This is a genomic window from Cobetia sp. MMG027 (genome assembly GCF_027947415.1).
GTDB classification, from domain to species: domain Bacteria; phylum Pseudomonadota; class Gammaproteobacteria; order Pseudomonadales; family Halomonadaceae; genus Cobetia; species Cobetia marina.
Map to the genome: position 1 here is coordinate 276,168 of NZ_JAQJIO010000005.1, position 24,771 is coordinate 300,938.

The following is a 24,771-nucleotide window of genomic DNA, read 5'->3' on the forward strand; positions in this document are numbered from 1 at the left end:
CACGAGGGTGCAACATGGCCGGGGCTTGTGCCCCGGCTAACGCATGAGTGTCAAAGAGATTTCAACATGTCCCTGAAAGCCAGACTTCTTCCATTGCGGCGCCGTCTTGCCGGGCTGATGGCGGCCAGCGGTATCGCGCTGCTGACCAGCGTCACCTCCACGCCGGCCCGGGCCATCGAGGCCGACACCCTGATTCCGGCGGCGCCGCAACTGGCCGCGTCCTCCTGGATTCTGATGGATGCCAATTCCGGTCGCATCCTGGTCGAGCACAATGCCGACAAGCGTCTGCCGCCGGCAAGTCTGACCAAGATGATGACGGCCTATCTGGTCGAGAATGAAATCGATGACGGCAAGCTGACGCCGGACGAGAACGTGCGTATCAGCGTCAACGCCTGGAAGACCGGCGGCTCGCGCATGTTCATCCGCGAGGGCACCAGTGTCTCGGTCGATGATCTGCTGCATGGCGTGATCATCCAGTCAGGCAACGACGCCAGCGTCGCGCTTGCCGAGCACATCGGCGGCAGCGAGGGCTCCTTCGCCGACCTGATGAACCAGCACGCCAAGCGTCTGGGCATGAACAATACCCATTACATGAACGCCACCGGTCTGCCGCACGCGGAGCACTACTCCACGGCACATGATCTCGCGATTCTGGCGCGTCACATCATCCGCGACTATCCGGATCACTATCAGATCTATTCCCAGAAGTACTTCACCTGGAATGGCATCAAGCAGCCCAATCGCAACAAGCTGCTGTGGCGTGACAAGGACGTCGACGGCCTGAAGACCGGTCATACCGATGAAGCGGGTTACTGCCTGGTGGCGTCTGCCAAGAAGGAAGACACACGTCTGATCAGCGTGGTGATGGGCACCAGCTCCGAAGAGGCGCGTGCCCAGGAATCCCAGAAGCTCCTGACCTACGGCTTCCGCTACTTCGAGAGCAAGAAGCTCTATGACAAGGGGGCCGTGCTCAATCAGGCCCGTGTCTGGGGCGGCGAGAAGGATCAGGTGCGTCTTGGCATGGCCAAGGAAGTCTATCTGACCCTGCCGAGTGGCCAGGCCGACAAGCTGACCGCCCGTCTTGATCTGAAGGACACCATCAAGGCACCGGTGCAGGTCGGCGAGCAGTACGGCACCCTGCAGATCAAGCTCGAGGACAAGGTGCTGGCGGAAGAGCCGCTGGTCGCCCTGGAATCAGTCGAGCAGGGCGGTCTCTTCAAGCGTCTGTGGGACGCCCTGATGCTGTTCTTCCACGGCCTGTTCAACTGAGGCTGGTGCCGTCCGCCCTTGCCAGCGAGCAAGATGATGCGACGGTGCCCGCCACGCGCCCCTGAAACCCGGGGATGCGTCTTTCACGAAGGGCGATCCGGCTGACGGATCGCCCTTTGTTGAGTAGAATGGTCGGAAATAGAATCACTGGAAGGGCTTTCCCATGGCCAACACGCCAAAAGCGGGTGAGAAGACACCCCCCAAGATCGAATTCCCCTGCGATTTCTCCCTCAAGATCGTCGGCAATGCCGCCGAAGATCTCGTCGAAGTGGTCTGCAATGTCCTGGAAGTGCATGCGCCCGGTTTCGACGCCACGGCCATCACCTGGCAGGACAGCAAGAACGGCAACTATCGCAGCATCCGCGTGGTGATCCGAGCCACCGGAACCGACCAGCTGGATGCCTTGCACCGTGACCTCAAGGCCACCGGTCGCATCCACATGGTATTGTGACGTTCGCGTGAGACGAGCGACTTCACTGGCTTGCGCCATGAGCACAGGAGCGCATGCATGAACACGATTCACGTCCACCACCTCGGCGTGCTGCCGTATGAGGAAGTGTGGTCGGCGATGCGTGACTTCACCGATACCCGCTCGCCGGAGGCCCCGGATGAGCTGTGGGTAGTGGAGCACGCCCCCGTCTTTACCCAGGGACAGGCTGGCAAGCCGGAACATCTGCTGATGCCGGGTGACATCCCGGTGGTGCAGACCGACCGGGGTGGCCAGGTGACCTATCACGGCCCCGGCCAGCTGGTGCTCTACCCGTTGCTCAACGTCAAGCGTGGCGGCATCGGCGTTCGTCAGCTGGTCACTGCGCTGGAAGAGACGGTGGTGGCGGCGTTGGCCGAGCACGGCATCGAGGCGTATCCACGCCCCGATGCCCCGGGGGTCTACGTGAAGAAATCGGCGCAGCGCATGGATGATCCGCGCCGCTCGATGGAAGAGGCCAAGATTGCCTCGCTGGGGTTGCGCATCCGACGTGGATGCAGTTTCCATGGCGTGGCGATCAATCTGGACATGGACCTTGCGCCTTTCGGGCGCATCAATCCCTGCGGCTATGCCGGCATGGCGATGACCCAGCTACGCGACCTGACGCGCGAGCCGGTGGATCTTGCCGCTGAGCGTGACCGCCTGGTGCGTTGTCTGGGCGCAAGCCTGGGGGACGTGACCCTGACTCCGGTGAGCGGGCTGCCCGCGGCACTGGCTGACATTTCTCGAACAGCAGGACAGAACTGATGACCGAGACCACCGCTACCCCGAAGCCCGCTCCCTCCGCTGCTCCTGCTCGCAAGGAGCGTGGCGTGAAGCTGCGTGGCGCCGAGAAGGTCGCTCGCATTCCGGTCAAGGTGATTCCCACCGAGACCTTGCCGAAGAAGCCGGACTGGCTGCGCGTGCGCATGCCTGCCTCCCCTGAGGTGAGCCGCATCAAGCAGACCCTGCGCAAGCACGGCCTGCACACGGTGTGTGAAGAAGCCTCCTGCCCGAACCTGGGCGAGTGCTTCAGCGGGGGCACCGCGACCTTCATGATCATGGGCGATATCTGTACCCGTCGCTGCCCGTTCTGTGACGTGGCCCACGGTCGTCCCAATGCGCTGAATGCCGACGAGCCGCGCGAGCTGGCCGAAGCCATCGCCGAGATGCGCCTGAATTACGTCGTCGTGACCTCCGTTGACCGTGATGACCTGCGTGACGGTGGCTCCAACCACATTGCCGAGTGCATCCGCGAGATCCGCGAGAAGTGTGAAGGTACCGAGATCGAAGTGCTGGTACCGGACTTCCGTGGCCGCATGCAGGTCGCGCTGGACGTGCTCGAGCAGACACCGCCGGATGTCTTCAACCACAATCTGGAGACCGTGCCGAGCCTGTACCGCCGCGTGCGTCCGGGCGCCGACTATCAGTGGTCGCTGGATCTGCTCAAGGGCTACAAGGAGCGTCGCCCGGAAGTGAAGACCAAATCCGGTCTGATGCTGGGGGTGGGCGAGACTGACGAGCAGGTGCTCGAGGTCATGCAGGACCTGCGCAATCACGGCGTCGACATGCTGACCCTCGGGCAGTACATGCAGCCGTCACGCAGCCACCTGCCGATCGATCGTTGGGTCCACCCGGATACCTTCGACTGGCTCGGTCAGAAGGCGCGCGAGATGGGCTTCTCGCATGTCGCCTCCGGTCCGCTGGTGCGCTCTTCCTATCACGCCGACAAGCAGGCGCATGGTGTGGAAGTGAAATAAGCCGGACTGGCCCGAAAAAAAACCGCCGCGGAGATCATCTCCGCGGCGGTTTTTTTGGTTCATGAGCACAGGGGCGTGTGGTGGAGCGTCACTGCTCCGTGGCCAGCGGCAGGCAGGCGACGCTGTGCCCGGGAATCGGCTCCATCGGCGCGCTGAAGTGTGCGTTGAGCTCCGGCAGCAGCTCGCGCACGAAACGCAGGAACAGCTCGGTGACCGGCGTGGGGTAGCGATCCTTGGGATAGACCGTGCACCAGGAGCGTCTGAGCGGGAAGCCCGGCAGGGACGGCGAGGCCAGCAGGCCGGAGGCCAGCTCCAGCTGGACGGCCAGCCGCGGCAGGATCGCCACGCCCAGATGCGCCATCACGCCCTGCTTGATGGCCTCGTTGGAGCCCAGCTCCAGCGTATGGCGCAGCGAGACGCGCTCGCGGGCGGCGAATTCCTCGAAGGCGGTACGCGTGCCGGAGCCGGGCTCGCGCATCAGCATGTAGTACTGGGCGAGATCCTCCAGCGTGACGCCCTTGACGTCCAGCAGCGGGTGGCCGGGCCAGACGATGGGGATCAGCTCGTTGTCCAGGATCGGCATGAAGGCCAGGTTGGCGTCATCGGGCACCATGCCCATGATCACCAGGTCATCGCGTCGCTCGGCGAGGCGTTCCAGTGCCTGGCCGCGATTGCAGACGCGCAGGCGCACCGAGACTTCCGGGTAGCGGGCACGAAAGCGCGCCAGAATGTGCGGCACCACATACTGGGCCGTGGACACGGCCGCCAGATTCAGCTCGCCACGGATGGTGCCGGCGATTTCCGACAGCTCCATCTGCAGGCTCGAGACTTCCCCGAAGATCGACTGTACCGAGCTTGCCAGCGCATCCGCCGCCGGCAGGATATGCAGGGTCTTGCCGGCATATTTGAACAGCGATTGCTCGAGCGCCTGCTCCAATTGGCGAATCTGGGCACTGACGGCGGGCTGTGTCAGTCCGAGTTGCTCAGCCGCACGCGAGTAGGACTGCTGGCGATGGACGGCCTGAAATACCTGTAACTGTCTGAAAGTTAATCGGTTTAGCAGATTTGGACGCGACATGACACACCCAGTCATAAGGTTTTACTTATAGATTGGCAAAAAAATATCAACTTTTCTATTGGTCTCTCGCTGGGTAGCGTGGAAAGCCTGAGAACATGACTGCCCTCGCAAGCCTCCAGGGTTGCAGGAGAGTCAGACGCAAGCCGTCAACAACAAGATCACCGCGTTCCGTCAGGGAGAGTCACCATGTTCCGCAAGTTGCTGATCGCCAACCGAGGGGAAATCGCAGTGCGCATTGTACGCGCCTGTGCCGAGATGGACATCCGCTCTGTCGCGGTCTACACCGAAGCCGATCGTTTCTCGCTTCACGTCAAGCGTGCCGATGAAGCGCATTTCATCGGCGAAGACCCGCTGGCCGGCTACCTGGACCCCCGTCGCCTGGTGGATCTGGCCCGCGAGACAGGCTGTGATGCCATTCATCCGGGCTATGGTTTCCTTTCCGAGAACGCTGAGTTCGCGAGAATCTGCGAAGCGGCGGGCATTGCCTTCGTGGGCCCGTCCAGTGATGTCATCGCGCGCATGGGAGACAAGACCGAAGCCCGCGCCGCCATGAAAGCGGCTGGCGTGCCGGTCACGCCGGGCTCGAAGGGCAATCTGGCCGATGTCGAGGAAGCCTTGAGCGTGGCGGAGCAGGTGGGGTATCCGGTGATGCTCAAGGCTACCTCAGGTGGTGGGGGGCGGGGTATCCGGCGTTGTGATGATGCCCAGCAGCTCAAGCAGGCCTGGGGGCGCGTGATCTCGGAGGCCACCAAGGCCTTCGGCAGTGCGGATGTCTTCCTGGAGCGCTGCGTGGTCGACCCGCATCACATCGAGGTCCAGATTCTGGCCGACAGTCACGACAACGTGATCCATCTGTTCGAGCGTGACTGCTCCATCCAGCGCCGCAACCAGAAGCTGATCGAGATTGCCCCCAGCCCTCAGCTGACGCCGGAGCAGCGCTCCTACGTCGGGGAGATGGCGGTGCGCGCCGCGCGGGCCGTGGGCTATCGCAATGCCGGTACCGTGGAGTTCCTGGTCAAGGGCAACGAGATCTACTTCATGGAGATGAACACCCGCGTCCAGGTGGAGCACACCATCAGCGAGGCGATCACCGGCGTGGACATCGTGCGCGAGCAGATCCGCATCGCCTGGGGCCACAAGCTGGCCTTCCGTCAGGAAGACATCCGCCATCACGGCTATGCCATCCAGTTCCGCATCAATGCCGAGGACCCCAAGAACGACTTCCTGCCCAGCTTCGGGCGCATCACGCGTTACTACGCCCCCGGCGGGCCTGGCGTGCGAACCGATACCGCGATCTATACCGGCTACACCATCCCGCCGTATTTCGATTCCATGTGCCTGAAGCTCATCGTGTGGGGGCTGACATGGGAAGAGGTCATCAATCGCGGGTCACGCGCCCTCAATGACATGCGCCTGCAGGGGGTCAAGACCACCGCGCCTTACTATCAGGAAATCCTCAAGCATCCGGACTTCCGCAACGCGCGCTTCGATACCGGTTTCGTGGCGGCGCATCCGGAGCTGACCCAGTACTCGGTCAAGCGCCTGCCGGAACAGACGGCACTGGCGATCGCGGCGGCGATCGCGGCGCACGCCGGTCTCTGAGTCCACCCCTGACATGCCGTTCGAGTCCTTCCCCCGACTCCTCAACCAACAATGACAAGGACACCTGACATGACTGCTGCTACCTCCACTCCCCATGCCGCGAGCGACTCTGCGGCTGATGCCGTCAAGGTCACCGAAGTCGTCCTGCGTGATGGCCACCAGTCATTGATCGCCACGCGCATGCGCACCGAGGACATGCTGCCCATCGCGGCACGTCTCGATCAGGCCGGCTTCTACAGCCTCGAGGTCTGGGGCGGTGCGACCTTCGATGCCTGTGTGCGCTTTCTGAAGGAAGACCCCTGGGCGCGTCTGAAGTCGCTCAAGGAAGCCATGCCCAACACGCCGCTGCAGATGCTGCTGCGCGGCCAGAACCTGCTCGGCTATCGTCATTATGCCGATGACGTGGTGGAGGCCTTCGTCGAGCGTGCCGCGGCCGGCGGCATCGATATCTTCCGCGTGTTCGATGCCCTGAATGACCTGCGCAACATGGAAACCGCCATGCGCGCGGTCAAGAAGGCCGGCAAGCACGCCCAGGGCACCATCTGCTACACCGTGAGCCCGGTGCATACGCTGGAAATGTATGTCGAGCAGGCGCGCAAGCTGGTCGAGATGGGCGCCGACTCCATCGCGATCAAGGACATGGCCGGGCTGCTGACCCCGTATGCCACCTTCGACCTGGTCAGTGCGCTGGTCGAGGCTGTCGAAGTGCCGATCCACCTGCACAGCCATGCCACGGCAGGCCTGGCATCGCAGTGTCAGATCAAGGCCGTCGAGGCGGGCTGCCGCCACATCGATACCTGCATCTCGGCCTTCGCCGGTGGCACCAGCCACCCGGCCACCGAATCCTTCGTCGCCTCGCTGCGTGACACTCGCTGGGACACCGGACTGGAACTGGAGTCGCTGCGTGAGATCGGTGACTACTTCAGTGAGGTGCGCCGCAAGTATTCGGCCTTCGAGAGTGAATTCACCCGTGAGGATGTCTCGGTCCAGATCAGCCAGATCCCCGGCGGCATGATGTCCAACCTGGCCAGTCAGTTGAAGGAGCAGAATGCGCTGGAGCGCATTCGTGAGGTGTTCGCCGAGATTCCGCGTGTGCGTGCCGATCTGGGCTATCCGCCGCTGGTCACCCCGACCTCACAGATCGTCGGTACCCAGGCGGTGCTCAACGTGCTGACCGGTGAGCGCTACAAGAGCATCACCAATGAAGTGAAGCGCTATCTGCAGGGCGGCTATGGCCAGGCGCCGGCGCCGGTCAACGAAGAGGTTCGCTCGCGTGCCATCGGCAACGCACCGGTGGAGGTCGGGCGTCCGGCGGATCTGCTGAGCCCGGAAATGGCGCGTCTCACCGAGGAGCTGGGCGAGCTGGCCGAGTCCCCTGAGGATGTCTTGACCTTTGCCATGTTCCCGGAGCTGGGACGTGACTTTCTCAGCGAGCGCCGCGCCGGCACCCTCACGCCGGAAATCATCCCACAGGGCGAGGCGGAGCGTCCGGTGTCTTCCGGCGTGCCGACCGAGTTCGTCATCGATGTCCACGGCGAGTCCTATGCGGTGCAGATCACCGGCGTCGGCGGTGCCAAGGGCAGCAAGCGTCACGTCTATCTGACCCTGGATGGCATGCCGGAAGAGGTGGTGTTCGAAGCCAAGGACGATTACGTGGCAGGTGGCCAGAGCGGCGGGCGCGCGAGTGCGTCTGCGCCGGGGCACGTCACCACGGCGATGCCGGGCAATATCGTCGAGGTGCTGGTGGCGGTGGGTGACAGCGTCACGGCAGGCCAGTCGGTGCTGATCAGCGAGGCGATGAAGATGGAGACCGAGATCACGGCGCGCGTCGACGGTACCGTCAAGGCCATCCACGTGGCTCGCGGCGATCGCGTCACGCCGGGGGAAGTACTGATCGAAATCGAGTGATGCCGCGGCCGGCGAGGTTGCAAAACCCGCTCGCCGTCTCCATCTGACAGCTATTCGATCACCAGGGACGGCCGGGCATCGTGGATGTCCTGCCGTCCTTTCCTGTGGAAGGACCATCATGGCAACACATTTCGAGCAGGTTCCCGGCCTGAGTGAGCAGATTGATCCGGCTACCCGAGGCTATGTCTTCAACCAGACCATGCTGCGCATCAAGGATCCGACGCGTAGTCTGGACTTCTATACCCGTGTGCTCGGCATGCGCCTGGTGCGCAAGCTCGACTTCCCGGAAATGCAGTTCAGCCTCTATTTCCTCGCCTATCTGGACGACGACCAGGCCAGCGACGTGCCGAGTGATGATCTCAAGCGCACCACCTACACCTTCGGGCGTGAGGCGATGCTGGAGCTGACGCACAACTGGGGGACCGAGGACGACCCGGACTTCGCCTATCATGATGGCAACGCCCAGCCTCAGGGCTTCGGCCACATCGGGGTCAGCGTGCCGGACGTCTACGCCGCCAGCGAGCGCTTCGAATCGCTGGGTGTCGAGTTCGTCAAGCGCCCCGATGATGGCAAGATGAAGGGTCTGGCCTTCGTCAAGGATCCCGACGGCTACTGGATCGAGATCCTGCGTGCCGATACCTTCGAGCGTCAGGCCAACGGCCAAGCCTGAGGCAGGCCTCCGATGTAAAAGAACCGCCACCACCGGCATGCCCGGGGTGGCGGTTCTTTTGTTGATACGAAACCCCGCGTTGCAGGGGTGTCAGTGGCATCCGGTTGCTGCAATGATGAGGTCTGACTGAGACGCTCAAGGTTCGAGATTGAGGGACCTTGAGATTGAGGGACCTTGAGATTGAGGGACCTTGAGATTGAGGGACCTTGAAATCGATGGCCCATGACGAAAGGGGAGACAGCCATGTCGGAGAATGCACAGCAGTTGAGCGGCAAGGTGGCGGTGGTGACCGGAGCCTCGCGCGGCATCGGCGCAGGCATCGCTCAGCGTCTGGCGGCGGACGGCGCCCGGGTGGTGGTCAATTACCGCAGTGATGTCGATGGGGCGAATCAGGTGGTGGCCGAGATAGTGGCAGCTGGCGGGCAGGCGCTTGCCGTCCAGGGCGATGTCGGCGACAGCAAGATGGCCAGTCAGCTGTTCACGTTGGCCACTGAGCACTATGGCGGAGTGGATATTCTGGTCAACAATGCCGGGATGAGCCTCTACAAGCCGCTGGCCGAGTTCACGGATGAGGACTTTTCCAGTCTGATGCAGGCCAACCTCACCGGCAGCTTCAACATGATGCGCGAAGCCTCGCGCAAGCTGCGTGATGGGGGCCGCGTGATCAATATCTCCACCTCCGTGACGCGCCAGATGTTCGCCACCTATGGTCCCTATGCGGCGTCCAAGGCCGCGGTGGACCAGCTCACTCGCGTGCTGGCCAAGGAGGTCGGCGCACGCGGGATTACCGTCAATGCCGTGGCGCCGGGCCCGACGGATACCGGGCTGTTCCGGCATGGAAAGAGCGAGGAGACCATCGAGCGTCTCAAGGGCATGGCAGCGCTGGGACGTATCGCGGATGCCACGGATATCGCGGCCGTCGTGGCCTGGTTGGCCGGTGAGGAATCCGCCTGGGTCACCGGGCAGGTCATCGGTGCCAATGGTGGTTTCGCCTGAGTGCGCCATTTACGGCTATGCTGATGGCAAGTCGGATGTTCATCAGTCGTTGTCATGAGGGGCAGGGATGAAGGTGACGGTAAGCGAAGCTCAGGAAAATGCATCGACAACGCGCGCATCGGCTCATGTGCTGCGGGTCGGCTACCCGGGACGGCTCGGGGGGTACTCACGCGAATGCGCCGCCAAGATGTATGCCTCGAATGCCACCTTGAGTGCCTATGCGGGCATCGACGAGGTGGTCAACGCTCTGGTGAGAGGAGAGGTGGAGGCTGCCGTCGTCCCCTGGTCAAGAGGGCATCAGCGACCGGTGACGGCCACCCACGAGGCGTTGGCCTGCTGGCCGGGCATTCGGGTGGAGCGTCGGCTTTTCCGTGCCATCAGCCTCAGCCTGCTGGGGCCACCGGACCTCTGTCCCTCGAAGGTCCAGCGCATCGTGGCGCGCGAGGCTCTGTTCGAGGAGTGCAGCGAGTGGCTTGAGCACAATCTCCCCGGTGTCGCACGCATCGAATGCCTGCACATGGCGGATGCGCTGGATATGGCCGAGAGGCGCCACGATACCCTGGCGATCGCGCCACCGTCTCTCGCACGCAGGCCGGGTCTGGTGTGCCTTGCCGAGCGGATCGAGGACGACCCCGGGCGTGTCGCTCAGTTTGCGGTGTTGAAGCGCGATACCAGCAGCGTGCGTGGCCAGGGATATCTGGACGACGCGCCCTCAACTTCGCCAGATTGTGTGGCAGGCGAGTCTGATCCGGGCTGAGTATCCTTCGACATGGCAGCCATCGCCCGTGCGTCGCTGCCATGTCCGGTGACCTGCTGATACTCTGAAGGCTTTCCTTGCCTCGGGTACGACACGATGCCTCACTCCATTGCTTCCTCAGAGACTGACACGAGAGCGTCAAAGGCCGATGCTACCTCGGCCAGCAGCCCCGACAGCTCGCCGTTGTCGTTTCCTGCATCCCCCGCGCCTCTCGACTCCCCCCTTGCGCTGGATGCGCGCCTGCCGGTACGGCCTGCCCCTTACGAATGTTCGCTGCCGAGTGCCGGACTGATTCTGGTCGATGAGATCAACGGCTTCTGTCAGGTGCAAGGAGGCGCTCTGGCCCCGCAGGCCGACAATGCCCAGGTAACCCGCATGGTGGCGCTCAGTGACGACGTGGCGCGCTGTTTCTCGGCGCATGCTCGCCCGCTGCTGGCCTTCATTGACTCCCACTCACCCGGCGTCCCGGAGCCGCCCTATCCCGCTCACTGTGAGCAGGGTAGTGGTGAGGATGAGCTGGTGGCCGAGCTTGCGTGGCTGGAGAGCGATCCGCATGCCACTCTGGTGCGCAAGGATTGCATCAATGGATATATTGGCGCGATCGACCCGGCAAGCGGCGTCAATGCGCTGCAGGAGTGGGTTGGCCGGCAGCGACTGAAGACGCTGATAGTGGCGGGAATCTGCACGGACATCTGCGTGATGGACCTGGTGCTGACGCTTCTCTCTGCACGCAATCATGGTCTGCTGGGCGAGGTGAGCGACATCGTGGTGCTGGAGCCTGCCTGCGCCACCTATGATCTGAGTGCGGAAAGTGTGGCTGCCCTTGGACTGCCTGCGCCCGCCATCCACCCGCAGCGAGACGCCCATCACATCGGGCTCTATTGCATGGCCTCACGCGGGGCGATCATCGCCAGCCAGCTCAGGATTCAGGCGTGAGGCATCAGACGCCTGGAGGAAGGCGCTTGAGGCTGTCAGTCAGGTACAGGTCCGAAATGTAGTTTGATTACGACATTTTCGCGGATATTCGCTGTTCTGCATAAAGCCAATGACCATGTGGATCACGCTGACACGAGCCCATACGCAAACGCCCGCCCACTCAAAAGAGGGGCGGGCGTTTGCGTGTATCGGCAATGTGCCAGTGTCAGGCGCGGGTGCTGACCCAGTCATTGGCATCGGGGACCGCGATCTCGACCGACTCCGACATCAGTGATGAGTGGAACATGAAGTCGGCACTCGCGACATTGTTGGCCACCGGCACGTTCCACAGTGTCGCCAGGCGCAGCAGCGCCTTGACGTCAGGGTCGTGCGGCATCGGAGCGAACGGGTCCCACAGGAAGATGAGCAGGTCGAGATTGCCTTCGGCGATGCGCGCACCGATCTGCTGATCACCACCCAGCGGCCCGCTCATCAGGCCTTCGACCTCAAGTCCGAGCTCCTTGCTGATGCGTCGGGCCGTGGTGCCGGTGCCCAGCAGCTGGTGGCGTGACAGCTCATCGCGCCAGCGCATGGCCCAGGCCAGCATCTCATCCTTCTTGCCATCGTGAGCCACCAGCGCAATCCGCTTGCGTTCTGCCAGGGTGCGTCGTGCCTGGCGCTTGGGTCGTTGCTCGCTCATGCCGCTTGATCTCCTGAAGGCGGGGTGTCAGCCCCGCCAGTGATAACGCTGCCGGTGTCGATCCGTCGATGCCGGTCGCTCAGTCGATGGTGCCACCGACAGTGACGATCTTCATGGTGTTGGTGCCACCGTGGGCATTCATCTGATCGCCGCGGGTCAGAATCACCAGATCACCACGGTTGGCGATGCCGCGCGCTTCCAGCTCGGCGATGGCGCGACGGTTGATCTCCTGCGCCGGCAGCTCGCTGGAATCGAAGGGCAGGGACACCACGCCACGATAGAGAGCCATGCGGCGCTGGGTCTTCTGGTCCTGGGCGAGACCGACGATCGGCAGACCCGAGCGGATGCGCGAGGCGATCAGCGGGGTGTAGCCGGATTCGGTCATGCAGACGATGGCCACGACACCCGTCAGGTGGTTGGCCGCGTACATGGCAGACAGTGCGATGGTCTCGTCTGTCTTGCTGAAGCCTTCGTGGATGCGGTGCTGGGATTCCTGGGCGGCACGTTCACGCTCGGCACCCAGGCAGACACGATCCATGGTCTCGATGGTCTCGACCGGGAAATCGCCTGCCGCGGTCTCGGCCGACAGCATCACGGCGTCGGTGCCGTCGAGCACGGCATTGGCGACGTCGAAGACTTCGGCGCGGGTCGGCAGCGGGGCGCTGATCATCGACTCCATCATCTGGGTCGCGGTGATGACCACGCGGTTGAGGCTGCGGGCACGGCGGATCATGCGCTTCTGCACGCCGATCAGCTGTGCGTCGCCGATCTCCACGCCCAGATCGCCACGCGCCACCATCACGCCTTCACTGGCGAGGATGATGCCGTCGAGCACGGCGTCGTCGGCGACGGCTTCGGCGCGCTCGACCTTGGCGATCAGGCCGATGTCACGACCTTCCTCGCCCAGCAGCTCACGTGCCAGCTGCATGTCGGCGCCACTGCGCGGAAAGGAGACGGCCAGATAGTCCACGCCGATGTCGATGGCGGTCTTGAGGTCTGCCTTGTCCTTCTCGGTCAGCGCCTCGGCGGACAGGCCACCGCCTTGCTTGTTGATGCCCTTGTTGTTGGACAGCTTGCCACCCACCTTGACGGTGGTGTGGATCTCGTTGCCCTTGAGTTCGTTGACCTCGAGCACCACGCGACCGTCATCAAGCAGCAGAACGTCGCCGGCGACCACGTCATCGGCCAGTTGCTGATAGTCGCAGCCGACACGCTCGACGGTACCTTCATCGCGGCCCAGGCCGATGTCCAGGATGAACGGTTGGCCTTCCTGAAGCTGGACAGCGGTGTCCTTGAAGCGGGCGATGCGGATCTTCGGACCTTGCAGATCACCCAGCACGGCGACGCTGCGGCCCTGGGCGGCGGCGGCGGCACGGACGGCCTCGGCACGCATGCGGTGGTCTTCGGGGCTGCCGTGAGAGAAGTTGAGGCGAACCACATCCACTCCGGCACGGATCATCGCGTCGAGGACGCCCGGCTTGTCACTGGCCGGACCGAGTGTGGCGACAATCTTGGTGCGGCGGATCGGGCCGTTGAACGCGTGCGGCATGAGAACATACTCCTTGAACACTTGCGTGAGGGGTCAGGCGGTTTGTGTTGTCATTTTACTACATTGACGACGTAAAGGGAGCCTGTCGAGTGTCGTGGTTGATTGGTGTGGTAGCGCGTGAGTGATTCGGCTGCCATGGTGGCGATGGTAGCGACATGACTTGCGTCTTCACAAGCGCTGGCGTCAGGCTGGTGGTCAGCCAGACACGGCGTGATCCGAGAGGCCCCGGCTGTGGGGATGGCATCTACGTTGACCCGCAGGCCTGCCACTGCCTGTGTCAGTAATGCCACACTGATGTGACGAATCGTGAAAAGGCCACTTATATATAGTCATGGCTTGCCTGTCGTCATGGCGACACATGCATCTGGCGGGTCTGGCAGGTCCGGGTGCCGGTCGATGACCGCGTCATGCCTCGGGCGTCGATTCTCGAGATTCGGGGTGGTGTGTGATGTCCGCTGCCACCACCCACATGTCGTGGTGCTGGCAACATTGCTGGTCAGCGCTGAAATGCTGGGGTAGGGTAGGCGCATTTTTAGGCTGGGATAAAACCCAGCGCTACGAGTCATTCGCCGGTGCAGTCAGCGCCGGCCAGGAGATGCGAGCAACCATGGGCAAGTCACTGGTGATCGTCGAGTCGCCTGCCAAGGCCAAGACCATCAACAAGTATCTCGGCAACGACTTCGTGGTGAAGTCGAGTGTCGGGCATATCCGCGATCTGCCGACCAGCGGTAGCGGCAAGCAGGCCACCGATCCCAAGGAGCGTGCCCGTCAGGCAGCCGAGACGCGCAAGATGTCGCCGGAAGCCAAGGCGGCTCACAAGGAAAAGAAGGCCAAGACGCAGCTCATCCGTCGCATGGGGGTAGACCCGGAGAACGGCTGGGAGGCGCATTACGAGATCCTGCCCGGCAAGGAAAAGGTCGTCTCCGAGCTGACGCGCCTGGCCGAGAAGGCCGACACCATCTATCTCGCGACGGATCTGGACCGCGAAGGTGAGGCGATTGCCTGGCACCTGCGCGAGACCATCGGTGGCGACGATACCCGCTACAAGCGCGTGGTGTTCAACGAGATCACCAAGAAGGCGATCACGGCGGCCTTCGATGAGCCGGGCGATCTGAAGATGGACCGCGTGCATGCTCAGCAGGCGCGTCGCTATCTGGATCGTGTCGTCGGTTTCATGGTCTCGCCGCTGCTGTGGGCCAAGGTGGCCCGTGGGCTGTCGGCCGGGCGAGTGCAGTCGGTTGCCGTGCGCTTGATCGTCGAGCGCGAGCGTGAGATCCGTGCCTTCATTCCGGAAGAATTCTGGGATGTGCACGCAGAGCTTGCCGCGACCAGCGGCGAGGCGATCCGTTTCGAACTGGCGCGTCAGGATGGCAAGGCCTTCCGTCCGACCAGCGAGAAGGAAACGCTGGATCGCATCGCGGCGCTGCGTACCGCTCGGCTCGCGATTTCCAATCGCGAAGACAAGCCGACCCGCTCCAAGCCGAATGCCCCCTTCATCACCTCGACCCTGCAGCAGGCGGCCAGCAGTCGTCTCGGCTTCTCGGTCAAGAAGACCATGATGATGGCGCAGCGCCTCTACGAGGCCGGTTACATCACTTACATGCGTACCGACTCGACCAATCTGTCGGCGGACGCGGTGGCCACCGCGCGGGACTTCATCGCTGAGGAATTCGGCGACAACTATCTGCCGCAGGCCGCCAACGTCTACTCCAGCAAGGAAGGCGCCCAGGAAGCTCACGAAGCGATCCGTCCCTCCGAGGTGGCGCGTCGCGCGACGGACCTCACCGGCATGGAGCGTGACGCGGAGCGTCTGTATGAGCTGATCTGGCGTCAGTTCGTCGCCTGCCAGATGGTGCCGGCGGAGTATCTGTCCTCGACCCTGACCATCGAGGTCGATGGCTACGAGCTGCGTGCCAAGGGCCGGGTGCTCAAGTTTGACGGTTATACCCGCGTGATGAAGCCGGCGGGCAAGAAGGAAGAGGACCAGTCACTGCCGGACCTGGCCATCGGCGAGGTGCTGGAGCTGGTCGAGCTGGACCCGCAGCAGCACTTCACCAAGCCGACGGCGCGTTACACCGAAGCCAGTCTGGTCAAGGAGCTGGAGAAGCGCGGCATCGGCCGTCCTTCGACCTATGCGGCCATCATCTCGACCATTCAGGATCGTGGTTACGTGGCGCTGGAAAATCGGCGTTTCTACGCCGAGAAGCTGGGTGACATCGTCACTGATCGTCTCAGTGAATCCTTCAAGGACCTGATGGACTTCGGCTTCACCGCGCGCATGGAAGACTACCTCGATGAGGTGGCCAACGGTCAGCGCAACTGGCGTGAACTGCTGGATGCCTTCTACGCCGAGTTCAAGGCCGAGCTGGATCACGCCCAGTCAGAAGAGGGCATGCGCCCGAATCAGCCGGTGCCGACCGATATCGCCTGCCCGACCTGTGGTCGCGAGATGCAGATCCGTACCGCCTCCACCGGCGTCTTCCTGGGGTGCTCCGGTTACAACCTTCCGCCCAAGGAGCGCTGCAAGACCACCATCGACCTGTTGCCGGGGGATGAGGCGGTCGCCGCTGACGCGGATGAGAATGCCGAGACCGATGCACTGCGTGCCAAGCGCCGTTGCCCGATCTGCGCCACGGCCATGGACAGCTATCTGATCGACGAGCAGCGCAAGCTGCACGTCTGCGGCAACAGCCCGGACTGCGTGGGACATGAAGTCGAGCAGGGTCAGTTCCGCATCAAGGGCTACGATGGGCCGGTCATCGAGTGCGACAAGTGCGGTGCCGACATGCAGCTCAAGACCGGGCGTTTCGGCAAGTACTTCGGCTGCACCAACGAGGATTGCAAGAACACCCGCAAGCTGCTCAAGTCCGGGGAAGTGGCACCGCCGAAGATGGACCCGATCCCCATGCCGGAACTTGCCTGCGTGAAGGTCGAGGATCACTACGTGCTGCGTGATGGCGCCAGTGGCCTGTTCCTTGCCGCCAGTCAGTTCCCCAAGAATCGCGAGACGCGTCCGCCGCTGGTCAGCGAGCTCAAGGCGCATGCCGACGAGCTGCCGGAGAAGTATCACTTCATCCTCAAGGCGCCGGAGAAAGACCCCGATGGCCGCCCGACGCAGATTCGTTTCTCGCGCAAGGCCAAGGAGCAGTTCGTGATGACGGACGAGGATGGCAAGGCGACGGGGTGGAAGGCGACCTTCGACAACGGCCGTTGGGTCGTCGAGGACAAGCGCAAGGGAGCCAAGAGCTGATGAGCCAGCGTGGCCGCACCAATCAACTGCTGTATCAGGCCGAGTTGCTGCTGGAGCAGGCGGCCGTCGCGACGCGTGATGAGCATGCCGTCGCACGGCGCATGGCCGGTGAGGAAGGGGCGCTGGCGTTGATGGAGCTGGCATTGGCCTCGTTGATCGAGGAGTGCGCCGCGTCGGCACGCTGGCCTGAGGGCAGCTGGCGCGAGCGGCTGGCCACACCGCCGACTCCCGTGGCGGAAATCGAGCAGTTGCGAAGCCTGCAGGCGCAGCCGGACAGTTGGTTGAGCCAGCTGGTGGCCGATATCACGCGTTTGCATGAAGAGGGCGGTGCTGCCCGGCGTGAGGAAGGCCAGGCGCGTGGCGATGGTCTCATCATCGCCGCGGCGGCCAATGCGCCTCTGGCAGAGCGTCTCGCCACGGCAGTCAGCGCCATGAAGGCGTTGCTGTCACACCTTCGCGAGTCGAATGTGGAGTGGTAGCGTCGCGCCTTGCCTGACCCGAAGGCGCTGGCATGTCACGCACCTGTCATTCAGGTGACGCCTTGGCATGACGGGTGCTAGACTGGCGGCATTGTGGCAAGCCCTGCATTCTCCGGTACGACCATGGCTCTGGCTGTGGTCGTACTTTTTTCTGCATTGTCGCCAGTGACTGCAAGTCGCAGGGCCTGCCCGCCGTCAAGCTGACGATCACAACGACGCCGGTATCCTCAGGATGCCGTGCAGGAGGAATGACGTGTCCGATCCCGCCGTACTTGAAATCGTGCAAATGGAAGATGGGGAAGTGATCCTGCGTGCCGCCGAGAGTGAAGGTGAGCCACTTCTCAGTATCCGCATCTCCGATGAAGCTGCCGATCTGCTGCGTGACAATCGCTTCGAGGTCGCGCGTGAGATGATCGATCACGCCATCACCCGCACCCGCCTGTGGGATGGCGAGGATGATGAGGACGAGCAGTCGGAAGGCATGGTGCACTGAGCACTTCCCGCATGTCTGCCAGCCACGAAAAAACCCGCCAATCGGCGGGTTTTTTCGTGGATGCCCTGATGGCGACAATCGTCATCTGCGCGTCAGCGCTGTGAGGACAGACTGCCTGCGAGCCTTGAGATCAGTGCAGGCCGCCATCGCGGATCACGCCCACGCCGAGGCCCTCGATTTCCAGGCTGTCCGTGCGCAGATCCACCTTGATGGGAGCGAAGTCCTCGTTCTCGGCTTCCAGCCATACGTAATGGCCATCGCGACGGAAACGCTTCACCGTCACTTCATCCCCCAGACGCGCCACCACGATCTGTCCGTCACGCACGCTGCTCGTGCGGTGCACGGCCAGCAGGTCACCTTCCAGAATGCCGACATCCTTCATCGAGACCCCGCGCACGCGCAGCAGATAGTCGGCGGCAGGCGAGAAGTAGTCACTGGGCAGCGGGCAATGACGATCGATATGCTGGCTGGCCAGGATAGGGCTGCCAGCGGCCACTTCCCCGATGACCGGCAGGCCCTGCTCGCTATCCTCTTCCGCCTCGGCCAGAGACGGCACGCGGATGCCCCGCGAGGTGCCCGGTACCATCTCGATGGCTCCCTTGCGCTTCAGGGCACGCAGATGCTCTTCCGCGGCATTCGGTGAGCGAAAGCCCAGTGCCTGGGCGATTTCGGCACGCGTTGGCGGATAGCCTGAGGACTTGATGGTCTTGATGATGAAGTCGAAGACATCCTGCTGGCGCGGAGTAAGCGGCTGAGTCATGGGCATTGCCTTTTGCCTGGGCGGCATCTGAGCTGACGGCACGGGGTGTGCATCCATACAACTGTCATTGTATCCAGTCATGGCGGTCATGCAAGGCATCGTGGGTGCTTTGGCAGCAACGTTGCCGGCATCTTCGTCGACATCGACATGCTGACGCGAGACAGCGGGTGTCCGGGACACCCCATGACCATCCCGTCCCCGAGCGTCCCGCGTGAATGCGCGTCCTGCCGGTCTTGGCTGTCGAGTGTTTGAAACAACCAGCAATTGCCAGTCATGGCATGGACAGCTAGAATTATCTTGTTTCAAACGAATGTTCGTCGGGCGCATCAGGCTACCGGTACCTGACCCTGTGTGTCCTGTGCTTCTGTCCTGTGCTCGGGATACGGCTCGTGGCAGCCTCCGCCTCGGAGTCGCTGCCTGACACGCGGTGCGTGAAGACCGACATGTCGTTTGATTGACCTGCATGAGAAGAGTCGCCCCCGGGCCACGGCCTTGCCGTTTCCCGGGGGGACAAGGACTCCCGTGCCCCCTCGTGACTGATCACCTGACAAGGCATCCGCCCATGGCCCAGACCGATACCGTTACCCGTATCCTCGATACCGCCGAGGTCCTGTTCGCCGAGCGAGGCTTCGCCGAAACCTCGCTGCGCAATATCACCAGCAAGGCCAAGGTCAACCTGGCGGCGGTCAATTATCACTTCGGCTCAAAGAAGTCATTGATCCAGGCAGTGTTCGCCCGCTATCTCGACCCCTTCAGCGAGCGTTTCCATGCGGCACTCGACAGTGTCGAGCAGCAGCATGCCGGTCGTCAGGTGCCGCTGGAAACGCTGCTGGAAGTGATGGCGCGCACGGTGCTGGAGGTGCCGGCCGAGCGCAACAGCCTGCGTACCTTCATGCGCCTGCTCGGGCTTGCCTATACCCAGGGGCAGGGCCACATGCGTCGCTACATCCGCGAGCATTACGGCACGGTCTTCAGCCGCTTCGCCGAGCTCCTGAAGCTTGCGACGCCGGACCTGCCAGACAACGAGCGCTTCTGGCGTCTGCACTTCATGCTCGGCAGCGTGATCTTCACCTTCTCGGGACTGGACGCACTGCGCGATATCGAAGAGGCCGAATACGGCCATCACACCAGTGTGCGCGAGCTGATCCAGCACATGCGTCCGGTGGTGGTGGCGGCGATGGCGGCTCCGCTGCCGGCCTCGCTCGGAGATGGTGAAGCGGTCACCCAGGCGGCCAGCTGATGGCTTGCTGGGTGGCGGTGGATCTCACCCGCCAGCGTCTCGAGATACGCAATGACGCGCCGAGTGGCAGTCGTGATGCGCCGCCCCCCGCGGCTGACCCTGACACGCTGGTGCATGCCTGTGCGATCTCCAGCGGCCTCAACGGTATCGGCGAGCTCGATGGCAGCGGTTGCACGCCGACCGGCTGGCATGTGGTTCGCGCCGCGATCGGGGAGGGCAATCCGCGTGGTGCCGTCTATCGTGGGCGGCGCTTCACGGGAGAGGTGTTCACGCCTCGACTGGCCGCCGAGCACCCCGAACGCGACTGGATCCTGACGCGTATCCTGTGGCTCAGCGGTCGCGAGTCCGGCATCAACCGTGGCCGCAACGCGGCGGGACAGCGCGTCGACAGCCTGCGGCGCTACATCTACTTCCATGGCACGCCGACCAGCGAGCCGATGGGCACCCCGGCCTCCCATGGGTGCATTCGTCTGCGCGATGAGGATCTGCTGTGCCTTTACCGGCATGCGCCCGCCGGAACGCCAGTGCTGTTGCACGCCTGACGCTGCGTTGCCTGGCGGCTGGTGCTCGCGACTGTTCGAGTCGCGCTCAGTCGGCTAGAATTGCGCCTTTCCTCGCGCCGGCCGCCTGTCCTGAGGCTTGTCTTCCAGGCTGCCGAGCCCCGTAACGACATGAAACCCTGCCGTGCGTGCCATGCCTTGCAGCGCATGACACGGCCAGCAGGCCATGGACAGGAAGGATGTCATGACACAGCCATTGGGCTCCGTAATGCTCGACGTCGAGGGGCATACCCTCACGTCTGACGAACGTGAACTACTGGCACGCCCCGCCGTCGGCGGCGTCATCCTGTTTGCGCGCAACTGTGTTTCTCCCGAGCAGGTGCTGGCGCTGTGCGGTGAGATCCGCCGCGTCAATCCACATCTGTTGATCGCCATCGATCAGGAAGGCGGACGGGTGCAACGGCTGCGCGAAGGCGTGACCCGCCTGCCGCCGATGCGCGCCCTGGCACATTGCTGCCTGGGACGTGACTGTGACGGCTGCGGTGATGATGCCCAGTCGTCAGGGCTCGGGTTTGCCCGTGACGCCGGCTGGTTGCTGGGCATGGAGATGGCTGCCATTGGCTGCGACATCACCTTCGCGCCGGTATTGGATATCGATGTCGCGGGTTCCACCATCATCGGCGACCGCAGCTTCGGGACGACTCCCGAGGACGTGATTGCCGTCGGGACCGCCTTCATCGAGGGCCTGCGCGAAGCTGGCATGGCTGCGGTCGGCAAGCATTATCCCGGTCATGGTGGCATCGCGGCGGATACCCACCGCGAGCGCGTGATCGACCCCCGCTCCTTCCGCGAGCTGCGCGAGCATGATCTCAAGCCCTTCGCGGCGCTGGCGGATCGCCTGGGTGGCGTGATGCCGGCTCATGTCATCTACCCCGATTTCGATGCGCGCCCCGCCGGCTTCTCGCCAAGCTGGCTGGGACTGCTGCGTGAGGAGTTCGGTTTCAAGGGTGCCATCTTCTCCGATGACCTGGGCATGGCGGCTGCCGTGGCCGAGGGCGAGCCGGAAGTGCGCGCTCGTCTGGCACTGGATGCCGGCTGCGACATGGCGCTGGTGTGCAATGATCCCGCCGCCGCACGTGCCGTGCTCGACAGCCTCGATGGGGATGAGCAGCGCAATGCCGGCAAGCGTCAGGCGCGTCTGCGCTACGGGCGCGCCCGCCCGACGCTCGAGGGCCTTGCGGGGCTGTCTCGCTGGCGGCGTACCCATGCACGTCTCGAGGCGCTGGCGGCCAGTCAGCCGCTCGAGCAGGTGGCCATGCCATCGGGCTTGGCTGAATGAGCCAGCCTTGAGGGGCTTTTCCTCCAGACGTCACCCAAGGACTCCACATGGCTGAGAAATCCGCCACCGAGGCGGCTGCCGACAAGCTGGCGGCGCCTGCCGAAGAGATGATCAATCACTGGGTCGAGCCGCTGCGCAACTGGGTGGAGCAGACCTTCGGTCTGCCACTCTGGGGGATCAACCTCGCCCTGGTGCTGGTGGCCGTGGTCGTGCTGCATCTGAGCGAGCGCATTCTGCTCAGTCGCCTGGCCGTGCATGCCGAGAAGAGTCGCAACCTGTGGGATGACGCGCTGCTGCACGGGCTGCGCCATCCGCTGTCTCTGTGGCTCTACAGCATGGGGTCGCTGGTCGCGCTGGACATTCTTGCCCATCAGTTCGCGCCCGGCAGCCTGGAGGCCTATCTGGGCACGGTGCGCCAGATCATCACCCTGCTGGCGCTGGCCTGGGCGTTGATTCGCATGATCAAGCGCTTCGAGTCGCTGCGTACCACGCCACCGCCCGGCACCAACGTCAACGCGATGGATGCCACCACGGCCTCGGCGATCAGCAAGCTGCTGCGTGCCGTCGTGATCGTGCTGGTGGGTCTGGCCATCCTACAGAATCTCGGTGTGTCACTGTCCGGCGTGATGGCCTTCGGTGGCGTCGGCGGTATCGCGGTGGGCTTCGCCGCGCGTGATCTGCTGGCCAACTTCTTCGGTGCCCTGATGATCCATCTCGACCGCCCGTTCAAGGTCGGTGACTGGATTCGCTCGCCGGACCGCGAGATCGAGGGCACCGTCGAGGACATCGGCTGGCGGCTGACGCGCATCCGCACCTTCGACATGCGTCCGCTCTACATCCCCAACGCCATCTTCACCAGCATCGCGGTGGAGAATCCGTCACGGATGTACAACCGGCGCATCTTCGAGACCATCGGCTTGCGTTACGAAGATGCCACCCGGGTCGGTGACATCATCACCGCGGTCCGCGAGATGGTGGAAGGGCATGACGAGATCGACCAGACGCGGACCCAGATCGTGAACTTCAACAGCTACGGTGAACACTCTCTGGACTTCTTCGTGTACGTCTTCACGCGCACGACCGACTGGGTGAAGTATCACGCCATCAAGCAGGATGTGCTGCTGCGCATCCATGACATCATCCGTGAGCACGATGCACGCGTGGCCCTGCCGGGGCAGCGCCTGCACTTCGCTGACGTACTGTCCCTCGAGGGCGCTGCTCCTCAAGGCGACACGAATGCTGATCGCGAGTCGTCCCCGCGCCGACCGCAAGACGAACAGGACGGCAAGGCCGCTGAAGCCTCGCCGTCACACGCTGCGCAGAGCGGGTCCCGCCGTTCTGCTTCATCCTCCGCTGCTACATCCTCTGCCACGTCCGCCCGACGTGGAGATGAGGCCAGTGATACCCAGGAAACTCCCGATGCTGACTCCGACGCCTGACTCCCTGAGCGCCCTGCATGCCGAAATGCGAGACGTGATGGACAACGCCGACTGCCTGATTCCCCAGGCAGAGCTGGAGGTCGCACTTGATCGCATGGCCGGGGAGTTGACCCGCAGCCTTGGTGATCGCATGCCGATCTTCTACTGCGTGATGAATGGCGGCCTGATTACCGCAGGTCAGCTGTTGACCCGACTCAAGTTCCCGCTGGAAGTCGATTATCTGCACGCGACGCGTTACCGCGGTGCCATGCGCGGTGGCGAGCTGTTCTGGCGCGTCAATCCGGAACTGCCGATGGCCGGTCGTGACGTGGTCATCGTCGATGACATCCTCGATGAGGGTGGCACTCTGGCGGCCATCATCGAGTACTGCCGTGAAGCGGGTGCGCGCAGCGTGTCCAGCTGTGTGCTGGTGGACAAGAAGCACGATCGCAAGGCCTATCCGGGCTTCAAGGCCGACTTCTGTGGTCTGGATGTCGAGGACCGCTTCCTGTTCGGTTTCGGCATGGACTACAAGGGCTACTGGCGCAACGCGCCGGGCATCTACGCGCCCAAGGGGCTGTAACGTTCCTGAAGACGAGGCGGTTTCGTCGCGCTGCCGTCCTGTCTCACCATCGCAGCCACGCCGGCATGTGATCACCACCCGCCCGGGCCACCGCGGCGGGTGGTGTCGTTTTCGGGGCCTTTGCTCGTCTCTTGGCGCAGAGCGTGACGATTGTGCTTGTCGTTGTCGGTTGGCTCGGAGTAGCGTTCGCTGAGGGCCGAAGCGTTCGGCCCTTGAGAGATTCCTGCACATGGGTGGCGAGGAGACAGGGGATGCTGGCAGTCATCGGGGGGACCGGGTTCGGCCATTGGCCGGGTCTGGAGGTGCTCAAGCGGGGTGGTCAGGAAACTCCCTTGGGGGCGGCGTCCTGCGGGGTGGTGCAGGGGCGGCTCGGCGGCAGGTCGATCCTGTTTCTGGCGCGGCATGGTCAACCCCACAAGATGCCGCCGCACCGAATCAACTATCGCGCCAACCTGTGGGCGCTCAAGCAGGCCGGGGCGACTCACGTCGTTGGCGTCAACTGCGTGTCAGGTATCGACCCGACGCTTGCGCCGGGCACGCTGGTGGTCCCGGATCAGTTGATCGATTACACGACGGGGCGCGAGGGCTCGTTCTTCGATGGCCGTTTCAAGCCGTTCCAGCATGTGGCATTCGCCTGGCCGTATCACCGTGTCTGGCGCGAGGAGCTGCATTCGGCGGCCTCTGACGCGGGACTGGCGATCCAGGCAGGCGGAGTGCTGGGCGTGGTGCAGGGGCCGAGACTGGAAACCGCGGCCGAGATTCGTCTGATGGCGCGCGATGGCAATACGTTGGTGGGCATGACGGGGATGCCCGAGGCCGTGCTGGCCCGTGAACTCGAGATGGAGTACGCCAGCCTGTGCCTGGTGATCAGTCACGCGGCCGGGGTCGGGGAGGAGGAGCCGACGAGGGCCGGAACGGAGTCGGTGATCGAGGCAGGCATGCCGCAGGTGCAGCGCTTGCTGGCGGCGCTGCTGGCACGCCATGCGTGAGGCGCTTGTCCCTGGGAGGTGAGGCGGTCTGACTGCCAGAAAAACGGCCT

The 24,771-nt window shown here is 63.5% G+C and carries 23 protein-coding genes; 19 read left to right on the forward strand and 4 right to left on the reverse strand.

Annotated elements, in window-relative coordinates:
- The first annotated feature begins 66 nt into the window (after positions 1-66).
- From PJK54_RS08705 to lipA, 4 genes are all read left to right on the forward strand, one after another.
- On the forward strand, positions 67-1,269 hold the full coding sequence (locus tag PJK54_RS08705; RefSeq protein ID WP_084209159.1) for a D-alanyl-D-alanine carboxypeptidase family protein: 1,203 nt from the start codon (positions 67-69) through the stop codon (positions 1,267-1,269).
- Positions 1,270-1,432: 163 nt separating this feature from the next.
- Positions 1,433-1,720 carry an HP0495 family protein gene (locus PJK54_RS08710; RefSeq protein ID WP_077371930.1) on the forward strand — a complete coding sequence of 96 codons (288 nt, stop codon included), beginning with the start codon at positions 1,433-1,435 and terminating at the stop codon, positions 1,718-1,720.
- A 57-nt stretch (positions 1,721-1,777) separates the two neighbouring features.
- Positions 1,778-2,503: a lipoyl(octanoyl) transferase LipB gene (lipB, locus tag PJK54_RS08715; RefSeq protein WP_084209158.1), complete on the forward strand. Its 726-nt coding sequence runs from the start codon at positions 1,778-1,780 to the stop codon at positions 2,501-2,503.
- Positions 2,503-3,495 (forward strand): lipoyl synthase, encoded by a 993-nt coding sequence (gene lipA / locus PJK54_RS08720; protein ID WP_077371936.1) that lies wholly within the window; start codon positions 2,503-2,505, stop codon positions 3,493-3,495. Before lipB ends, lipA begins: the two co-directional genes overlap by 1 nt.
- An 88-nt stretch (positions 3,496-3,583) precedes the next feature.
- Here lipA and PJK54_RS08725 read toward each other — a convergent pair whose 3' ends face one another.
- Complete coding sequence (locus tag PJK54_RS08725) at positions 3,584-4,573, reverse strand: LysR family transcriptional regulator (RefSeq protein ID WP_077371939.1); 990 nt, start codon at positions 4,571-4,573, stop codon at positions 3,584-3,586.
- A gap of 186 nt (positions 4,574-4,759) precedes the next feature.
- Here PJK54_RS08725 and PJK54_RS08730 point away from each other — a divergent pair, with 186 nt between their 5' ends.
- From PJK54_RS08730 to PJK54_RS08755, 6 genes are all read left to right on the forward strand, one after another.
- Positions 4,760-6,175, forward strand: a complete 1,416-nt coding sequence (locus PJK54_RS08730; protein ID WP_077371943.1) for an acetyl-CoA carboxylase biotin carboxylase subunit — start codon at positions 4,760-4,762, stop codon at positions 6,173-6,175.
- A 69-nt stretch (positions 6,176-6,244) separates the two neighbouring features.
- Positions 6,245-8,083, forward strand: coding sequence for a sodium-extruding oxaloacetate decarboxylase subunit alpha (gene oadA / locus PJK54_RS08735; protein ID WP_271302653.1), 1,839 nt, complete (start codon positions 6,245-6,247; stop codon positions 8,081-8,083).
- A gap of 118 nt (positions 8,084-8,201) precedes the next feature.
- A complete protein-coding gene (gene gloA / locus PJK54_RS08740; RefSeq protein WP_077371949.1) occupies positions 8,202-8,753 on the forward strand; it encodes a lactoylglutathione lyase in 552 nt (183 codons plus the stop codon).
- Positions 8,754-8,996: 243 nt separating this feature from the next.
- Positions 8,997-9,749, forward strand: a complete 753-nt coding sequence (locus PJK54_RS08745; protein WP_136938284.1) for an SDR family oxidoreductase — start codon at positions 8,997-8,999, stop codon at positions 9,747-9,749.
- 67 nt (positions 9,750-9,816) lie between these two features.
- Positions 9,817-10,506: a prephenate dehydratase domain-containing protein gene (locus PJK54_RS08750; RefSeq protein WP_271302654.1), complete on the forward strand. Its 690-nt coding sequence runs from the start codon at positions 9,817-9,819 to the stop codon at positions 10,504-10,506.
- A 183-nt stretch (positions 10,507-10,689) separates the two neighbouring features.
- Positions 10,690-11,442, forward strand: a complete 753-nt coding sequence (locus tag PJK54_RS08755) for an isochorismatase family protein (RefSeq protein ID WP_271302655.1) — start codon at positions 10,690-10,692, stop codon at positions 11,440-11,442.
- A gap of 205 nt (positions 11,443-11,647) precedes the next feature.
- Here the strand turns inward: PJK54_RS08755 and PJK54_RS08760 are convergent, their stop codons facing one another.
- Together PJK54_RS08760 and pyk are read right to left on the reverse strand one after the other, a co-directional pair.
- Complete coding sequence (locus tag PJK54_RS08760; protein WP_077371960.1) at positions 11,648-12,121, reverse strand: methylglyoxal synthase; 474 nt, start codon at positions 12,119-12,121, stop codon at positions 11,648-11,650.
- Between the two features lie 79 nt (positions 12,122-12,200).
- A complete protein-coding gene (gene pyk / locus PJK54_RS08765; protein ID WP_077371963.1) occupies positions 12,201-13,670 on the reverse strand; it encodes a pyruvate kinase in 1,470 nt (489 codons plus the stop codon).
- Between the two features lie 607 nt (positions 13,671-14,277).
- Here pyk and topA point away from each other — a divergent pair.
- The 3 genes from topA (at position 14,278) to PJK54_RS08780 (ending at position 17,892) form a co-directional block, all read left to right on the forward strand.
- Positions 14,278-16,920, forward strand: coding sequence for a type I DNA topoisomerase (gene topA, locus PJK54_RS08770; protein ID WP_077371966.1), 2,643 nt, complete (start codon positions 14,278-14,280; stop codon positions 16,918-16,920).
- Positions 16,920-17,399: a DUF6586 family protein gene (locus PJK54_RS08775; protein ID WP_077371969.1), complete on the forward strand. Its 480-nt coding sequence runs from the start codon at positions 16,920-16,922 to the stop codon at positions 17,397-17,399. Before topA ends, PJK54_RS08775 begins: the two co-directional genes overlap by 1 nt.
- 253 nt (positions 17,400-17,652) lie before the next feature.
- Entirely contained in the window at positions 17,653-17,892 is a 240-nt protein-coding gene (locus tag PJK54_RS08780) for a hypothetical protein (RefSeq protein ID WP_103751365.1), read from the forward strand.
- Positions 17,893-18,022: 130 nt separating this feature from the next.
- On the opposite strand, the gene lexA is transcribed toward PJK54_RS08780, so the two are convergent.
- Entirely contained in the window at positions 18,023-18,652 is a 630-nt protein-coding gene (lexA, locus tag PJK54_RS08785; protein ID WP_077371975.1) for a transcriptional repressor LexA, read from the reverse strand.
- A gap of 562 nt (positions 18,653-19,214) precedes the next feature.
- Between lexA and PJK54_RS08790 the strand changes: the two genes are divergently transcribed.
- From PJK54_RS08790 to PJK54_RS08815, 6 genes are all read left to right on the forward strand, one after another.
- Entirely contained in the window at positions 19,215-19,892 is a 678-nt protein-coding gene (locus PJK54_RS08790) for a TetR/AcrR family transcriptional regulator (RefSeq protein WP_077371978.1), read from the forward strand.
- Entirely contained in the window at positions 19,892-20,434 is a 543-nt protein-coding gene (locus PJK54_RS08795; protein ID WP_271302656.1) for a L,D-transpeptidase, read from the forward strand. The genes PJK54_RS08790 and PJK54_RS08795 overlap by 1 nt, the downstream gene beginning before the upstream one ends.
- A gap of 202 nt (positions 20,435-20,636) precedes the next feature.
- Positions 20,637-21,731 (forward strand): beta-N-acetylhexosaminidase, encoded by a 1,095-nt coding sequence (gene nagZ / locus PJK54_RS08800; protein WP_077371984.1) that lies wholly within the window; start codon positions 20,637-20,639, stop codon positions 21,729-21,731.
- A gap of 47 nt (positions 21,732-21,778) precedes the next feature.
- The gene (locus PJK54_RS08805; RefSeq protein ID WP_271302657.1) at positions 21,779-23,170 is read left to right on the forward strand and encodes a mechanosensitive ion channel family protein; all 1,392 of its coding nucleotides are present in this window, start codon (positions 21,779-21,781) and stop codon (positions 23,168-23,170) included.
- Positions 23,151-23,732: a hypoxanthine-guanine phosphoribosyltransferase gene (locus tag PJK54_RS08810; RefSeq protein ID WP_077371987.1), complete on the forward strand. Its 582-nt coding sequence runs from the start codon at positions 23,151-23,153 to the stop codon at positions 23,730-23,732. Before PJK54_RS08805 ends, PJK54_RS08810 begins: the two co-directional genes overlap by 20 nt.
- Before the next feature lie 251 nt (positions 23,733-23,983).
- Positions 23,984-24,721: an S-methyl-5'-thioinosine phosphorylase gene (locus PJK54_RS08815; protein ID WP_176502784.1), complete on the forward strand. Its 738-nt coding sequence runs from the start codon at positions 23,984-23,986 to the stop codon at positions 24,719-24,721.
- The last annotated feature ends 50 nt before the right edge of the window (positions 24,722-24,771 follow it).

Bases quoted from the DNA above. Each gene is read 5' to 3' on its own strand.
- PJK54_RS08810 (WP_077371987.1), top strand. From the start codon at position 23,151: ATGCTGACTCCGACGCCTGACTCCCTGAGCGCCCTGCATGCCGAAATG.
- PJK54_RS08710 (WP_077371930.1), top strand. From the start codon at position 1,433: ATGGCCAACACGCCAAAAGCGGGTGAGAAGACACCCCCCAAGATCGAA.
- PJK54_RS08790 (WP_077371978.1), top strand. From the start codon at position 19,215: ATGGCCCAGACCGATACCGTTACCCGTATCCTCGATACCGCCGAGGTC.
- PJK54_RS08705 (WP_084209159.1), top strand. From the start codon at position 67: ATGTCCCTGAAAGCCAGACTTCTTCCATTGCGGCGCCGTCTTGCCGGG.
- PJK54_RS08725 (WP_077371939.1), bottom strand. From the start codon at position 4,573: ATGTCGCGTCCAAATCTGCTAAACCGATTAACTTTCAGACAGTTACAG.
- pyk (WP_077371963.1), bottom strand. From the start codon at position 13,670: ATGCCGCACGCGTTCAACGGCCCGATCCGCCGCACCAAGATTGTCGCC.
- lipB (WP_084209158.1), top strand. From the start codon at position 1,778: ATGAACACGATTCACGTCCACCACCTCGGCGTGCTGCCGTATGAGGAA.
- PJK54_RS08750 (WP_271302654.1), top strand. From the start codon at position 9,817: ATGAAGGTGACGGTAAGCGAAGCTCAGGAAAATGCATCGACAACGCGC.
- oadA (WP_271302653.1), top strand. From the start codon at position 6,245: ATGACTGCTGCTACCTCCACTCCCCATGCCGCGAGCGACTCTGCGGCT.
- PJK54_RS08775 (WP_077371969.1), top strand. From the start codon at position 16,920: ATGAGCCAGCGTGGCCGCACCAATCAACTGCTGTATCAGGCCGAGTTG.
- PJK54_RS08730 (WP_077371943.1), top strand. From the start codon at position 4,760: ATGTTCCGCAAGTTGCTGATCGCCAACCGAGGGGAAATCGCAGTGCGC.
- lexA (WP_077371975.1), bottom strand. From the start codon at position 18,652: ATGACTCAGCCGCTTACTCCGCGCCAGCAGGATGTCTTCGACTTCATC.
- PJK54_RS08745 (WP_136938284.1), top strand. From the start codon at position 8,997: ATGTCGGAGAATGCACAGCAGTTGAGCGGCAAGGTGGCGGTGGTGACC.
- lipA (WP_077371936.1), top strand. From the start codon at position 2,503: ATGACCGAGACCACCGCTACCCCGAAGCCCGCTCCCTCCGCTGCTCCT.
- topA (WP_077371966.1), top strand. From the start codon at position 14,278: ATGGGCAAGTCACTGGTGATCGTCGAGTCGCCTGCCAAGGCCAAGACC.
- PJK54_RS08760 (WP_077371960.1), bottom strand. From the start codon at position 12,121: ATGAGCGAGCAACGACCCAAGCGCCAGGCACGACGCACCCTGGCAGAA.
- gloA (WP_077371949.1), top strand. From the start codon at position 8,202: ATGGCAACACATTTCGAGCAGGTTCCCGGCCTGAGTGAGCAGATTGAT.
- PJK54_RS08805 (WP_271302657.1), top strand. From the start codon at position 21,779: ATGGCTGAGAAATCCGCCACCGAGGCGGCTGCCGACAAGCTGGCGGCG.
- nagZ (WP_077371984.1), top strand. From the start codon at position 20,637: ATGACACAGCCATTGGGCTCCGTAATGCTCGACGTCGAGGGGCATACC.
- PJK54_RS08815 (WP_176502784.1), top strand. From the start codon at position 23,984: ATGCTGGCAGTCATCGGGGGGACCGGGTTCGGCCATTGGCCGGGTCTG.
- PJK54_RS08795 (WP_271302656.1), top strand. From the start codon at position 19,892: ATGGCTTGCTGGGTGGCGGTGGATCTCACCCGCCAGCGTCTCGAGATA.